This window comes from Pseudoalteromonas umbrosa, assembly GCF_030125375.1.
GTDB classification, from domain to species: Bacteria; Pseudomonadota; Gammaproteobacteria; order Enterobacterales; family Alteromonadaceae; genus Pseudoalteromonas; species Pseudoalteromonas umbrosa.
Genome location: NZ_JASJUU010000003.1, coordinates 682097 through 695016, shown reverse-complemented (window position 1 = coordinate 695016; position 12920 = coordinate 682097). Strand labels below are relative to the sequence as shown.

The following is a 12920-nucleotide window of genomic DNA, read 5'->3' as shown; positions in this document are numbered from 1 at the left end:
TGCGGGGTTCAACTCCCCTTATTTTGATAGATAGCTCAACGGTAGAGCAGCGACTTAGGTTCGTGGGTTGCGGGTTCAAATCCCGCTCTAATCACCAAAAATTAAATTCATCTCATGATGATGTAAAAAATATTTGAGCTAAATAGCTCATCACTTTGCAAGTAACCGCCGCTAACACTAAGGCTGTTTTTGCTAAGTAAACCCCGAGGTTGGCAAGCCGGACGCTCCCCAGCCACGCAGTTACTTAGCCAAATTTTCGATAGCTAGTTGGCCGTTACGATGCTGTATAAGGAAAAAAATGAAATTTAGAAAACAACATATAGTGTCACCAACACAGCGCGTATTCGTATATAAAAATAAGCAATTCGATCGAGTACTCGGCCCTGGCAAGCACAGCTTTTGGGACTTTAATAATCAACTTGAGTTTGTCACTTATAGCATAGACTCGTTATATTTTGCTGCGCCTGATGCGGTTCGCATGTACCACACGTATCCAGAGCTTCATACACATATCAGTCATTTTAAACTGACTGAGCAAGAAGTCGGATTATTGTATTTTAATGACGCCTTGAAAGGAGTTGTTGCGCCGGGAGAGAGCTTATACCTTTGGAAAGATGCAGGTGAGATCCGCTTAGAACGAATAGACATCAGTGAGCAGTTTTACGTTGAAGAAAGCACCTTAAAGCTCATCGAAAAAGCTGGGCTTAATCTCGCCTCAAAACTGATAAAAAGTCCGAAAACCGCAGCATGTAAGCCGATTTATGAGATCACCATTGAACGTGAACACACTGGCTTTTTATTTGCTGATAACGAACTTGTTCATGAGTTGCCAGCAGGTCGCTATGGCCTTTGGCAATTCAATCGTGACTTTGAATTACAAACCTTTGACTGTCGCACAATTTCGGCACAAGCTGGCGCACATATCTATGATAAACATAAAGAACTCACAAGTATTTCTCATCAAGTACTGGGGCCTGAAGAAGTGGGGCTATTGTATGTCAATCATGTTTTAAAAGGCATTGTGCCACCAGGGGAGCACCTATACCTTTGGAAAGAGGCTGGTGATATCCATATGGAGAGGGTCGATATCAGTAACAACCTGTATGTAGACCACAGCCTTTTAGCAAGTATTAATCAATCTGGCCTCAATAGCGCCAGCAAACTGTTTAAAGCACCAACAACACAAGCGAGTGCGCCAATTATTGATGTGTCGGTTGAAAGTGACCACATCGGACTTTTATATGTCAATAACACGTTGGTACGTGAGTTACCACCGGGACAGTATGGACTATGGCAATTTAACCACAATATTGAACTGAAATTATTTGATTGTAGAACGCAAATGCTAGAAGTATCTGGTCAAGAAATCTTAAGTAAAGACAGAGTGAGCCTGCGTATCAATTTAAGTGCGAGTATCAAAGTTATCGATACCAAGCTCGCAGCGCAAAGCGTTGATAATATCGAGTCATTTGCTTACAACGCTTTACAATTAGCACTTCGAGAGGCCGTCGGTACACAAAATTTAGACGACTTACTGCTTGATAAACTCTATATCAACGAAACCGTCAAGGACATCGTTGATGAGCGATTACATGCGGTCGGTGTTGAGCTAAATCACGTGGGTATGAAAGACATTATCTTACCTGGAGAGATGAAAACGATTTTGAATCAGGTCGTTGAAGCGCAAAAAGCCGCTGAAGCAAACGTAATAAAACGCAGAGAAGAAACAGCTGCCACACGCAGTTTGCACAACACCGCAAAGGTCATGGAAAACAACTCCACTTTAATGCGATTAAAAGAGCTAGAGGCACTAGAAAAGATTGCTGACAAAATAGAGAGCTTGACCGTCTACGGCGGGTTAGATGGGTTGATGAATAACGTGGTAAACCTTGGAGATCAGCAACAAAGGAGAGAAACGAATGTGTAAGTCTCACTACGAAGTATTAGAAACCGGCAATAAACACCCTATTAAGGCTTGGACAAGAGGGGTACCATTTGAAAGTGCAGCAAAACAACAACTAGAAAATATTGCTTCAATGGACATAGTACATAGCCATATTGCCGTTATGCCAGACGTTCACCTAGGTATGGGCGCAACCATAGGGAGTGTGATCCCCTCTGTAGACGCTGTTATTCCAGCTGCCGTGGGCGTCGATATTGGCTGTGGTATGGTCGCAACCCGCACCTCGCTAAAAGCAGCCGATTTACCCGACAACCTAAAATCGATCCGTAGTGCCTTTGAAGCAGCGGTGCCGCATGGACGCACCGCGAACCGCAGAAAGCGCGACGTAGGTGCTTGGGGTAATATTCCCAAATTGGTCGAACAGCAATGGCTTAAATTAGAAGCTCGATTTAATCAGATCTGTGCCAAGCATCCGGCGATTGCAAAAAGTAATCACATAAACCACCTAGGTACCATGGGTACAGGTAATCACTTTTTGGAACTATGTATTGATGAAACTGAGCACGTTTGGATAATGCTGCACTCAGGCAGTCGAGGGGTCGGTAATCGTATCGGTACTTATTTTATAGAACTCGCTAAAAAAGAAATGCAGCGCCACCAACAACACTTACCTGATATGGATCTCGCTTATTTAAAAGAGGGAAGTACCTATTTTGATGATTACGTTGAGGCGGTAGAATGGGCGCAAGATTTCGCGGCCAAAAATCGTGAAATTATGATGTTTAATGCATTAAAAGCACTGCGATCTGAAATCCCTATACAATTTGATACCATGGATGTTGCGGTTAATTGCCACCATAACTATATCTCTCGAGAAGAACATTTTGGCAAGCAGTGTTATGTCACTCGTAAAGGGGCTTTACGTGCAGAGAGAGGAGAAATGGGGATCATTCCGGGTAACATGGGCGCACGCTCTTATATTGTCCGAGGTTTAGGAAACCCAGATAGCTTCAATAGTTGTAGCCACGGTGCAGGGCGTGTCATGTCACGTACCAAAGCAAAAAAAGTGTTTAACATTGCAGATCAAGTCGCAGCGACCAAAGGCGTTGAATGCCGTAAAGATGAAGCCGTAATTGATGAGATCCCACATGCCTACAAAGACATAGATAAGGTGATGGCGGCGCAACAAGACTTAGTCGAAGTTGTACACACATTAAAACAAGTAGTTTGTGTAAAAGGTTAAGAATGAACAAAAAAACAATTTTAATTGACGGCTCTAAAGGCGAAGGCGGCGGACAAATTTTAAGAACAGCATTAAGCTTATCTATGCTGTTAAATCAACCCATAGAAATTCAAAAAATTCGCGCTGGCAGAAAGAAACCTGGACTGATGCGACAGCACTTAACGTGTGTGCTCGCAGCACAGCAAATCTGTGATGCCATTGTAGAAGGTGCAGAGCTAGGCTCGCAGCGCATTAAATTTACACCTGCTACTACCAAACCCAGGGAATATGAATTTAAAATAGGCACAGCTGGCAGCACAGTGCTGGTTTGCCAAACCGTTTTGTTACCCCTTGCACTCGCAGGCAAAGCATCCAAAGTCATCCTGCACGGTGGAACACACAACGGTATGTCGCCATCATTAACCTTTTTTGAGCAATCATTTTTACCCGCGCTCAAATCTATGGGACTAGACTGCAAAATTAACACTCACAAGTTAGGCTTTTTCCCCGCAGGGGGAGGGAGCTGGCAAATTGACATCAACCCAATCGAAAGCTTATCACCGTGTGTATTCGAAAAGCCGGGAACAGAGCTTGAACAACAACAAAATCACTGCCGCGCTTTATCCATCATTGCTGGGGTTAAGCATTCGGTAGCGAAGCGAGAGATAGAAGAAGCAAAACAACTATTAGGATGGCATGCGCCAAATACAGAGATTCTTGAGGCAAAAGCATTTGGACAAGGCAATAGCTTTCATCTGAGTGTCGGGCATAAACACCAAATAGCTATGTTTGAGCAAATGGGTGAGCTTGGTCTTCGCGCAGAGCAAGTCGCCAGACGAACAGTCAAGTCACTCAAACACTACTTAAAATCAGGGGCTGCGGTAGAGGAGCATTTAGCTGATCAACTTTTGTTACCTATGGCATTAGCAGGCAGAGGCAGTTTTACCACCAATGTGCTCAGTAGCCATACAGTTACCAACATCAATGTGATATCACAGCTCAGCGGGGTTTGCATCAAAACGCAGCAGCTCAGCGACACACTTTGGAAAGTGTATTTGGATTAGTTATGACTGAAAAAATAAATAAAATCGCGCCAGAAATCAGCGATGAGATTATGACTCGCATCAAAAATGCAGAGCAAGAGTACAATGTAAAGGTCCTTTACGCCATTGAATCGGGCAGCCGTGCATGGGGGTTTGAGTCACCAAATAGCGACTTTGATGTACGCTTTATCTATGTTCACAAGCAGGACTGGTATTTATCTGTGATGCTAGAAGATAAAAGAGATGTTATTGAATACCCCATAATTGATGACATCGACATCAATGGCTGGGATCTGCGAAAAGCACTTAAACTGCTACATGCATCAAACCCAGCTATAGGAGAGTGGCTGCAGTCCTCTATTGTGTATGTCAATTGCAAAGACTTTAAGCATCAAGCCATGTCTCTATTTAAAGCGCACTATAGAGTTGACCGTGGTATTTACCACTATTTTAATATGGCAAAAAACAACTACCGTGAACATTTAAGGGCCGACATAGTATCGCATAAGAAATACCTCTACGTGTTGCGTGCACTATGCGCGGTAAAATGGATAGAACGCTTTAATTGTCCACCCCCTATCGAGTTTGAAACTTTGGCAAGCGCAGTGATTGAAGACACCATATTGCTCGATAAGATTTGCTCGCTCGTCGCTGAGAAAAAGCGCGTAACAGAAAAAACACTGGGCCCAAAGATCCCTGAACTGAACGCATTTATTGAAGCGCAGCTTAGTCAATTTAAAGGCAGTAAAAAAGCACCGCCATTAGAGCCTAATAGCATCGCTGAGCTAGACAGCTTCTTCCAAAAAATGCTGCGCAGTATAAATTAAACGCAAGGTAAGTGGTGGCGCTTCTATGTACCACCCATTGCACCACCCATTTTAGTCACTCCCCCAAGCACTGTTTAATTTCGTTGATCAGAGTATTTACTCGTTGTGGTTGCGCTCTATTTCGATGTGTACCTAAATAGACAGTTTCATAGACAGGTTGTGTTAATGGGTGAGCAGCAATAAGCTCAGGTTGAGCAAACGCTGCCACAGCATGGGCTGGTAATACCGTAAACCCAAAACCACGTGCGACAGGCTCTAAAATTAGCCCAATTTGATTTGAAAAGCCTTGGTTTTTTAATAAGTCACTATGCTGGAACTCAGGAAAGTTAGCGCCAAGTAATAACTCCGCATGATGACTACCATCAGGATGATTGATATAGCCCAAAGCACTGAGCGACTGCCAGTCAGGTAGACCCAAATATTTTGGCGTCACAAGTAGTAGTTGCTCCTGAGCAATCGCCTCACAGCGCACGTTAGCGTCATTGGACTTTTTACTCATCAAGCCAATGTCTGCATGTTTACCAGCAATAGCTTGCTCGATCTCACGGTTAGGTGCAAAACGGTAATCAATCGTGAGGTCGCGATAACGCTGCTGTAAATTAAGTAGACTCGGATACAACTTTAACCCCACACTGCCAGGTGACATCACTCTCACGTTGCCTTTGTAAGCAGGGTCTTCCCCGATGAGTTTTTCCAACGAAGATACCCCATGAAGAATTTCTTGCCCATGTACGTATAACTTTTCACCGGCTTCTGAAAGTGAAAATTGCTTTCCTTCGCGTAACAACAGTGTTTTACCAAGCTGTTGCTCTAACTTGTTAATATGTTGGCTCACACCGGATTGCGTCATATGAAGCTGCTGTGCGGTGCGCGTGAAATGACCGACTTCAACTAGGATGCAAAAAGTGCGTAGCCAGATCAAATTAATCATTACACTTTGTACTCAAAATTATAATTATTAATAATTTTACTTAATAATCGGAGATTTGTAATCTGCTCACATCACATTTAGGAGCACATTTTATGAACAAGGTTTATCCAAGAAATTTTTCCCACATTGGTATCTCAGTACCAGATCTTGAAAAGGCTGTTGAGTTTTATACCCAAGTATTGGGTTGGTATTTAATCATGAAACCCACAGAGATCACTGAAGACAACAGCGCCATTGGCCAAATGTGCACAGACGTATTTGGTGCGAATTGGGACAGTTTTAAAATTGCACATTTATCAACAGGTGACAGAATTGGCGTAGAGTTATTTCAATTCAAAAACCAGACTAACCCAAACGACAACTTTGAGTATTGGAAAACCGGTATCTTTCACTTTTGTGTACAAGACCCAAATGTAGAAGAGCTTGCAGAGCGCATAGTCGCAGCTGGTGGCAAAAAGCGCATGGCAGAACCTCGATATTACTATCCAGGTGAAAAGCCATATCGCATGATTTATATGGAAGACCCATTTGGCAATATCCTAGAAATTTATAGCCACAGTTATGAGTTGATCTACAGTGACGGAGCCTATTAAGCTCGCGTATATAACCGCTCAGTCACATTCATCTAATTGCATGACTTGGGTGTAATAGGGGTGTAAAGCCCCTTTGCATTTCAATACCAGTGAAAAAACCTTTCAAGAAAATAAAACACGAAAAGCCACATTCAACATAAAGTCCCCATGATTGATATACACAGAATTAGCTTAAAAACTTCGATATTATTTAGTATTTAGTCGTAAATTTAGGTAATGTAATTTAAATAAAACATTTACAGCTATTTACTGTAGTCTTATCGCTGTAATTGAATGCAAAGATGACAAGATAAAAAATGGAACTTCTCACATTACTCATCATCATTGTGACGTTTATAGGTATTTTTACCCTAGAAGTCATTGCTCCCGCATCTAAAAATAGCTGCGATCGTCGCTGGCTGCTCCTTGCATCTGGCATTAGCTTCTTTCAATCCATGTGTGCAATCGGTGCAGGGCTGATATTCACGGACCTATTTAATCATATATCGTTATTGAGCCTTAGCTCAATCAACATGCTCACCCAAGGTGTACTCGGGTTTATGTTAACTAGCTTCGTTGCGTACTGGTGGCATAGGGCAATGCATAAATTTGACTTTTTATGGCGTACTTTTCATCAGCTACATCATAGCCCTCGCCGAATAGAATCACTCTCTGCTTTTTACTTACATCCTTTTGACAGTGTTGCCGCAACCTTGCTCAACGCCATGTGTTGTTATCTTATTTTAGGATTGAATGCATATGGCGCAGGCATCAGTTTAATCATCGCCGCTGTTTATAATATTTATATCCATGCAGATCTAAAAACACCTTACTGGATGGGCTTTATTATTCAGCGACCCGAAATGCATAGAGTCCATCACAAACACATGCATCACAAGCAAAATTATGGACTTTCCCTGTGGGATTTGTTGTTTGGCACATTTTCAAACCCCAAAGATTATGTGCGTGAGGTCGGCTTTGATGAGCTCAGAGAGAAACGCGTATACGACATGCTGAAAACCAAGGATGTATATAAATCCTAGCCGTTTTGAACCTTACATAATTAGTCTAGCCATACTATTTGTGACGGATCACCACAAAAAAAGTAAATTTATCAACTTGTCATACGACTTATATAAATAGAGTGACAAGTAGGAAAGTACATATTTATGGCAGATACACACACGTGGCCAGCAGATGCCGATGGAGAAGTACTCAAAGTACTAGACGAAAGAGGCTTTGATTTTGGCTCCACACACACGATTGAGTTTTATCTGGAATTTAAGGCTTGGCCACTGAGCGAACACCAGCAAAATGAAATATTTGAAAAATTACACGGCGCAGATTTTATAGAGTCAGATCCAGAAGATATTGAGCTTGGTGATGCACCGGGTTATGTCTTATTTACAACACAAAATAAAGTCACCCATGAGTTTGTCGGCCAAGAGCAGGCCAGATTAAGTGAATTAGTTGCGCATTTAGATGGCACTTGTAACTCATGGGCCGTATGTAGCCCCTGTGGCGGATAACTTCTTATGTAGCCAGCTCACTAGCATAACCAAATATAATGTTAGTGAGTGGCATGATAATTTGCCGCTCTAAACTCTTTTCCAAAGTCTAAATACTTATCCTGCACTTGGTTTGCATCAAAAAATCATGCACTCTACTGGTAAAAATAAAAACAATATACGCATCAAAGATCATGCAATACAAAAAAGACAATTATCGAATTAGTGATTCACGAGAGGACATTCAACTCGATCAGGTTGAATCATTACTAAGAAGTTCCTATTGGGCCAGCAAACGCGATTTAGCAACCATTAAAACCTCTATAATAAACAGTGAATGCTTTTCGCTCTTTTATCAAGAGTACCAAGTCGGCTTTGCAAGAGTCGTCACTGATTTTGCAACGGTTGCCTATATCGCCGATCTGATCATTCACCCAGATCATAGATCTCAAGGGCTCGGAGTGTGGCTAACAGAGACGATCGTCAATGATCCCCGTTGGTGCGCTAAATTTAAATTTCTCGTCACTGATGATGCGCACAGCCTGTACGAAAAGTTTGGGTTTTCTGGCAGCCCGAAACTACTAAGCACTCAGGTGTAAATTTTACTAACTCAACCATTAGGTCGATATAATTATCAGTTAAGCCCCAACCCTAATTTGATAGATGAATAATCATCAAAAGCACAGCACAACGACCCTGCAAAACCACATATTACTTTGCAAACGCTTTATAGGTCTTAGTAATAAACAAATCTTTTTGTTTGATATTAACTAGGTGCTTGCAAGCTGAGGTGAATAATGACGTTTGTACTATGCCCGTTTTTTGCCCCGTGGGAACTAAAGCCATAAATGGATTGCGTTTATATGCTTTCACAGACTTACCTTGGCGATTTCTCACTATCCTTTTAGCCAAATATTTCCCTTGTTCTACAGCCAAATAACCCAGTTTAGCTTCTCCTACATCAGCAATATCACCCAGTGCATAAAAGTTATCTTGACCTACAACTTGGAGCGTGTCATTCACCACAATCAAACCCCTATTATTCAGTATATGAGAGTAGTTTTGTTGCAAAAATGCATTATTCGGTTTGGTACCTGTCGCACATAACACCATGTCTGGCTTTAACACATCTGTTGAACGTTTATCTTGGTAACCCTGAGTTTTGGTGCATAGCTGATAATCACTATTTAACTTGACTTGTACGCCTAAGTCTTCCAACTGTTGATGTGCTTTGCGCTGTGCTTTTTGACTAAAGCCAGAGAGTAGTGCTTTATTTTTGTGAGTTAAGGTAACCACTTTATCTTTAAAGGTATAAGCAATTTCACCAGCCAACTCTACGCCAACGACACCTCCGCCAATGATTAATATCTCAGTTGCGTCTTTAAGCTGCACATAATGCTGTCTAAGCTCAGCCTCTCTGTCATTTAAGCTATGTGCATCCATGCTCTTGGCCAATGGCAAAGTCGGATATCTAGACCCACTTGCAATCACAACCTGCTCAAACTCAATACGCTCGCCATTTTCTAGCAGCACAGTATTGTCTTGAAGGGTTTTCACACCACTTTGAACAAACTGACCGGCCAAAATATCTCGATAATATCGGCGTGACTTCCCCTTAAACAGGCCCTGCGTTGCGGATTCCCTCAGCACAGCATACGTGACTTCAAAATAATCTTTTTTGTCTACGACTATGGTCTGCACACCACTTTTATGTAATTTTTGTGCTGTGGTCACACCACCAAAGCCACCACCAATGATCAGTACTTGCGTTTTCATCTCTCTTACCTCAATTCACTCAATGAGACATAGCATATACCGTTGCAAATTTGTTTTTAATGCGCATTTTTAATACCCTTATGTGCATATATGCAACAGAGACATATCATGGATAAATGGACTGAGTTTAAAACCGCCTATCGACTAGCAAAACTAGGGACACTTAGTGCCGCAGCAACCGATCTGGGCATACACCGCTCAACCGTCATGCGGCAAATAGATAGCTTAGAAGCGCACTTAGGCATCAAGCTCTTTCAGCGTAATGACAAAGGGTATATTCCAACAGAGGCAGGGCTGGAAGTGATGCGGTTGGGGGAGATCACAGACGTACAATTTAATCAGTTTGTCGACAAAGCAACAAACTCAGATGGCATGATGAGCGGTGTGCTTAAAATCACCTGTGTCAATGAGTTAGCCGAATTGTTATTTCCAGTGATAAACCAATTCCAAGCGCAATATCCAAACGTCAGATTCGAGATCTTAGGTGATATACGAAAGTATGCGTTAGAGTATGGCGAAGCAGACCTAGCCATTCGGATGGGTGAGAAGCCGCACACACTTGATAACATCGTGCTCCCATTCCAGTGCATCGAAGTAGTCATGTGTGTGCATCAAAAGTACGTAGAACAACATGGCCTGCCAACACAAGACAATTGGTCACAACATAAATTTATCGCCAACTCCGAACGCATTGCACATTTGCCATGGAATGAGTGGATCCACACACAGGTAGCAACAAGTCAAATTGTCACCACCAGCAATGCTCACCAAGTGCTCGACTATGCACTGCATGCAGGGTGTGGGATCTCTGTTAGTACAAAAGAAGCAGCCCAAAGCAACCCGATGCTACACATATTACCCATAGGCGGCATCTGGCAGGTAAACACTTGGATATTGGTACATCGTGACATCGTACATATTCCAAAGGTACGTAAATTTATCGACCTGCTAAAACCCGAACGGTAAAAAAGCTAACTTATACTCTATCAGCCGCTTCAATTTCTTGTATGAACCGACTTAACACGGCTCTGTTTTTTGCCAAACGAGTCGCTTTTTCATCAACCTCTCTTAGCTGGCTGTGTAATAGCACTCTTAACTCATCACAAGGTTCAAAAATGGGCTGCTCGCCTCTAATACAAGGTAAAAATTGTAATATGGTGCTTAGCGTCATACCAGCTGAACTTAGCAATTTAATGCGCTCTAACGTCAGTACCTCACGCTGATCATAATCTCGATACCCAGCTGCGGTACGGCGTGGTGTTAACAGCCCTTGCTCTTCGTAATACCGAAGCATGCGCACACTTACACCGGTTTGCTCAGATAATTCACCAATTTTCATCTTTACTCCTTGACCTTAACAGCACTGTCAGGGTTTATTTTATTGGCTTCTAAATATGGACTCAATGGAAGTAACACAATGACTAGTAATGAATTTTCACTAAATACCTTTGTCAATGGTGACCATCAACCCAGCTCTGCACTTAACCCTTTAGCGTTTTCTGGCTTTGCACACTTCAGTGCGATGCAAGTAAGAGAAGGAAAAATGAGAGGTATAGACTTACACTTAACGCGTCTGCGTAAAGCGTCACAAAAATTGTTTAATAACGCGCTCTCAGATCAGCAGGTACGCACTTACATCAGAGACGCGATTAAAGAAAGCCCATTAGATTGCTCACTGACTATCACATTGTACTCTTCTCACGGTGAATTTACTGCCCACAGTATGAACACGGTTCCGCAAGTACTCATACGCACTAGTGCGCCTTCAAATGGTCCAAGCGGACCTTTACACCTCACCGCAATTAAACACCTACGACCTATGCCTGACATAAAGCATGTAGGAGAAATTGGCAAAACCTTTTATTTACACAGGGCATTAGAAAAAGGGTTCGATGACGCGATATTTGTTGATGAGCAAACAAGGATAAGTGAAGGTACAATTTGGAATCTCGCCTTTTGGGACGGACACACCATTATTTGGCCAAAAGCCCCAATGCTCCAAGGTACCATGATGAGCATATTACAACGACAGCTCACCAAACTTCAGATACCGCAGCGCACAGTACAACTTAAGCTGTCTGACCTTACAATGCTCAGTGGCTCAGCGGTAATGAATTCATGGACACCAGGGGTAAGTGTAAAGGGCATTGACAACACTGTATTTAAAGACTCAGATAAACTAAACGCACTGTTACATAACGCATATCAATACGAGCCATTAGAGGAGATTTAACGCCTTAACGATAGGGAACTCCAATAGAGCATTTGCTTTTTAGGCCAATACTCTTGATTGCATCATGGAATCATAACCCTTTACTATATTAAAGTTTAAGCTCGTAAACGCACATTTTTCTGGTTGTATCTGAAATATCTATGGTGGTTGGCGTAGTACTTTGCAATATCGCGCCTACTTTTTCAGCGTTTCGAATGCTGGCTATGTTGTCTTCTAAGCAATGAAACTCAAGTGTTTTTGCTCCTTGAGATTTTATCCAGGGAATCAGTTCATTTAAAACTCGTGGAATGACCTGCTGTCCTCGAGCCTTCTCACATAGCCAGTATCCGACCTCACACTGGCTTGTTACTGGATCTATGTACTTCACACCACAGACACCACTGAAGCAACCGCTCACAGAGATGGCTAACCACCTTGAATTTGGCTCACCACTGTTAACTCGCGCATCAATATACTGCTTTGCACTATCACCACAAGTTACCTGCTTAACCCAAGGTAAATTGCGTTCTAAGCTAATCCTGTTGTGCTCTACAGCATTATACAGCTCGGCGCTATGATGCAACCCCAGTGAAGTTATTTGAATATCAGATAAAGTCATTGAAATACATGCCTCCTTACACGTAAATCTGTCCTATGTTTCTTAAATAAGAACATGACTGTACGAACAAAAATTTATGAAGTCAAAGCAACTATATTCAGCATAGGGCTAGTTTTGTATTCAGAAAGGCTGAATTTGAAATGAAAGTTACAAAGCGTAACAAGGGCTCACAAGGATTTGCACACTGCATCGGGATTGCAACACGGGTTTTAGATAGACTTTACCTCGTTGAGTAAACACATATACGCCTGCAGTTTGTAGATTAGTTTATTGTAGTTATTTAACATGTTGATTTCCCTGTCTTAAA

14 protein-coding genes and 1 tRNA gene are annotated in these 12920 nt (G+C 42.2%); 11 read left to right on the top strand and 4 right to left on the bottom strand.

Annotation, left to right across the window (positions count from 1 at the left end; translation table 11 throughout):
- Nucleotides 1-25 precede the first annotated feature (25 nt).
- The 5 genes from QNM16_RS12900 (at nucleotide 26) to QNM16_RS12880 (ending at nucleotide 4995) form a co-directional block, all read left to right on the top strand.
- Nucleotides 26-97: transfer RNA gene (locus QNM16_RS12900), tRNA-Leu, on the top strand.
- 201 nt (nucleotides 98-298) lie between these two features.
- Complete coding sequence (locus QNM16_RS12895) at nucleotides 299-1927, top strand: slipin family protein (protein WP_284020864.1); 1629 nt, start codon at nucleotides 299-301, stop codon at nucleotides 1925-1927.
- Entirely contained in the window at nucleotides 1920-3146 is a 1227-nt protein-coding gene (locus QNM16_RS12890) for an RtcB family protein (RefSeq protein WP_284020863.1), read from the top strand. The genes QNM16_RS12895 and QNM16_RS12890 overlap by 8 nt, the downstream gene beginning before the upstream one ends.
- Nucleotides 3147-3148: 2 nt before the next feature.
- On the top strand, nucleotides 3149-4189 hold the full coding sequence (rtcA, locus tag QNM16_RS12885; RefSeq protein WP_284020862.1) for an RNA 3'-terminal phosphate cyclase: 1041 nt from the start codon (nucleotides 3149-3151) through the stop codon (nucleotides 4187-4189).
- A 2-nt stretch (nucleotides 4190-4191) separates the two neighbouring features.
- Nucleotides 4192-4995, top strand: a complete 804-nt coding sequence (locus QNM16_RS12880) for a nucleotidyltransferase domain-containing protein (RefSeq protein ID WP_284020861.1) — start codon at nucleotides 4192-4194, stop codon at nucleotides 4993-4995.
- Nucleotides 4996-5050: 55 nt separating this feature from the next.
- Here the strand turns inward: QNM16_RS12880 and QNM16_RS12875 are convergent, their stop codons facing one another.
- Nucleotides 5051-5926 (bottom strand): LysR family transcriptional regulator, encoded by an 876-nt coding sequence (locus QNM16_RS12875; RefSeq protein WP_284020860.1) that lies wholly within the window; start codon nucleotides 5924-5926, stop codon nucleotides 5051-5053.
- Nucleotides 5927-6018: 92 nt separating this feature from the next.
- On the opposite strand from QNM16_RS12875, the gene QNM16_RS12870 reads away from it, so the two are divergent.
- The 4 genes from QNM16_RS12870 to QNM16_RS12855 all read left to right on the top strand — a co-directional run bounded on the left by QNM16_RS12870 (nucleotide 6019) and on the right by QNM16_RS12855 (nucleotide 8605).
- Complete coding sequence (locus QNM16_RS12870; protein WP_284020859.1) at nucleotides 6019-6519, top strand: lactoylglutathione lyase family protein; 501 nt, start codon at nucleotides 6019-6021, stop codon at nucleotides 6517-6519.
- 296 nt (nucleotides 6520-6815) lie between these two features.
- Nucleotides 6816-7541 (top strand): sterol desaturase family protein, encoded by a 726-nt coding sequence (locus QNM16_RS12865; RefSeq protein ID WP_284020858.1) that lies wholly within the window; start codon nucleotides 6816-6818, stop codon nucleotides 7539-7541.
- A 126-nt stretch (nucleotides 7542-7667) separates the two neighbouring features.
- Entirely contained in the window at nucleotides 7668-8027 is a 360-nt protein-coding gene (locus tag QNM16_RS12860) for a ribonuclease E inhibitor RraB (RefSeq protein WP_284020857.1), read from the top strand.
- A 173-nt stretch (nucleotides 8028-8200) separates the two neighbouring features.
- The gene (locus QNM16_RS12855) at nucleotides 8201-8605 is read left to right on the top strand and encodes a GNAT family N-acetyltransferase (RefSeq protein WP_284020856.1); all 405 of its coding nucleotides are present in this window, start codon (nucleotides 8201-8203) and stop codon (nucleotides 8603-8605) included.
- Nucleotides 8606-8717: 112 nt separating this feature from the next.
- On the opposite strand, the gene QNM16_RS12850 is transcribed toward QNM16_RS12855, so the two are convergent.
- Nucleotides 8718-9782, bottom strand: coding sequence for an NAD(P)/FAD-dependent oxidoreductase (locus QNM16_RS12850; RefSeq protein ID WP_284020855.1), 1065 nt, complete (start codon nucleotides 9780-9782; stop codon nucleotides 8718-8720).
- A gap of 108 nt (nucleotides 9783-9890) precedes the next feature.
- Between QNM16_RS12850 and QNM16_RS12845 the strand changes: the two genes are divergently transcribed.
- Nucleotides 9891-10748 (top strand): LysR family transcriptional regulator, encoded by an 858-nt coding sequence (locus QNM16_RS12845; RefSeq protein ID WP_284020854.1) that lies wholly within the window; start codon nucleotides 9891-9893, stop codon nucleotides 10746-10748.
- A gap of 10 nt (nucleotides 10749-10758) precedes the next feature.
- Here QNM16_RS12845 and QNM16_RS12840 read toward each other — a convergent pair whose 3' ends face one another.
- A complete protein-coding gene (locus QNM16_RS12840) occupies nucleotides 10759-11121 on the bottom strand; it encodes a MerR family transcriptional regulator (RefSeq protein WP_284020853.1) in 363 nt (120 codons plus the stop codon).
- Between the two features lie 78 nt (nucleotides 11122-11199).
- Here QNM16_RS12840 and QNM16_RS12835 point away from each other — a divergent pair, with 78 nt between their 5' ends.
- The gene (locus QNM16_RS12835) at nucleotides 11200-12015 is read left to right on the top strand and encodes an aminotransferase class IV family protein (protein ID WP_284020852.1); all 816 of its coding nucleotides are present in this window, start codon (nucleotides 11200-11202) and stop codon (nucleotides 12013-12015) included.
- 88 nt (nucleotides 12016-12103) lie between these two features.
- Here the strand turns inward: QNM16_RS12835 and QNM16_RS12830 are convergent, their stop codons facing one another.
- Nucleotides 12104-12613 carry a GNAT family N-acetyltransferase gene (locus QNM16_RS12830; RefSeq protein WP_284020851.1) on the bottom strand — a complete coding sequence of 170 codons (510 nt, stop codon included), beginning with the start codon at nucleotides 12611-12613 and terminating at the stop codon, nucleotides 12104-12106.
- Nucleotides 12614-12920 lie beyond the last annotated feature (307 nt).

Coding starts and splice junctions, on each gene's coding strand:
- QNM16_RS12895 (WP_284020864.1), top strand. CDS start 299: ATGAAATTTAGAAAACAACATATAGTGTCACCAACACAGCGCGTATTC.
- QNM16_RS12890 (WP_284020863.1), top strand. CDS start 1,920: ATGTGTAAGTCTCACTACGAAGTATTAGAAACCGGCAATAAACACCCT.
- rtcA (WP_284020862.1), top strand. CDS start 3,149: ATGAACAAAAAAACAATTTTAATTGACGGCTCTAAAGGCGAAGGCGGC.
- QNM16_RS12880 (WP_284020861.1), top strand. CDS start 4,192: ATGACTGAAAAAATAAATAAAATCGCGCCAGAAATCAGCGATGAGATT.
- QNM16_RS12875 (WP_284020860.1), bottom strand. CDS start 5,926: ATGATTAATTTGATCTGGCTACGCACTTTTTGCATCCTAGTTGAAGTC.
- QNM16_RS12870 (WP_284020859.1), top strand. CDS start 6,019: ATGAACAAGGTTTATCCAAGAAATTTTTCCCACATTGGTATCTCAGTA.
- QNM16_RS12865 (WP_284020858.1), top strand. CDS start 6,816: ATGGAACTTCTCACATTACTCATCATCATTGTGACGTTTATAGGTATT.
- QNM16_RS12860 (WP_284020857.1), top strand. CDS start 7,668: ATGGCAGATACACACACGTGGCCAGCAGATGCCGATGGAGAAGTACTC.
- QNM16_RS12855 (WP_284020856.1), top strand. CDS start 8,201: ATGCAATACAAAAAAGACAATTATCGAATTAGTGATTCACGAGAGGAC.
- QNM16_RS12850 (WP_284020855.1), bottom strand. CDS start 9,782: ATGAAAACGCAAGTACTGATCATTGGTGGTGGCTTTGGTGGTGTGACC.
- QNM16_RS12845 (WP_284020854.1), top strand. CDS start 9,891: ATGGATAAATGGACTGAGTTTAAAACCGCCTATCGACTAGCAAAACTA.
- QNM16_RS12840 (WP_284020853.1), bottom strand. CDS start 11,121: ATGAAAATTGGTGAATTATCTGAGCAAACCGGTGTAAGTGTGCGCATG.
- QNM16_RS12835 (WP_284020852.1), top strand. CDS start 11,200: ATGACTAGTAATGAATTTTCACTAAATACCTTTGTCAATGGTGACCAT.
- QNM16_RS12830 (WP_284020851.1), bottom strand. CDS start 12,613: ATGACTTTATCTGATATTCAAATAACTTCACTGGGGTTGCATCATAGC.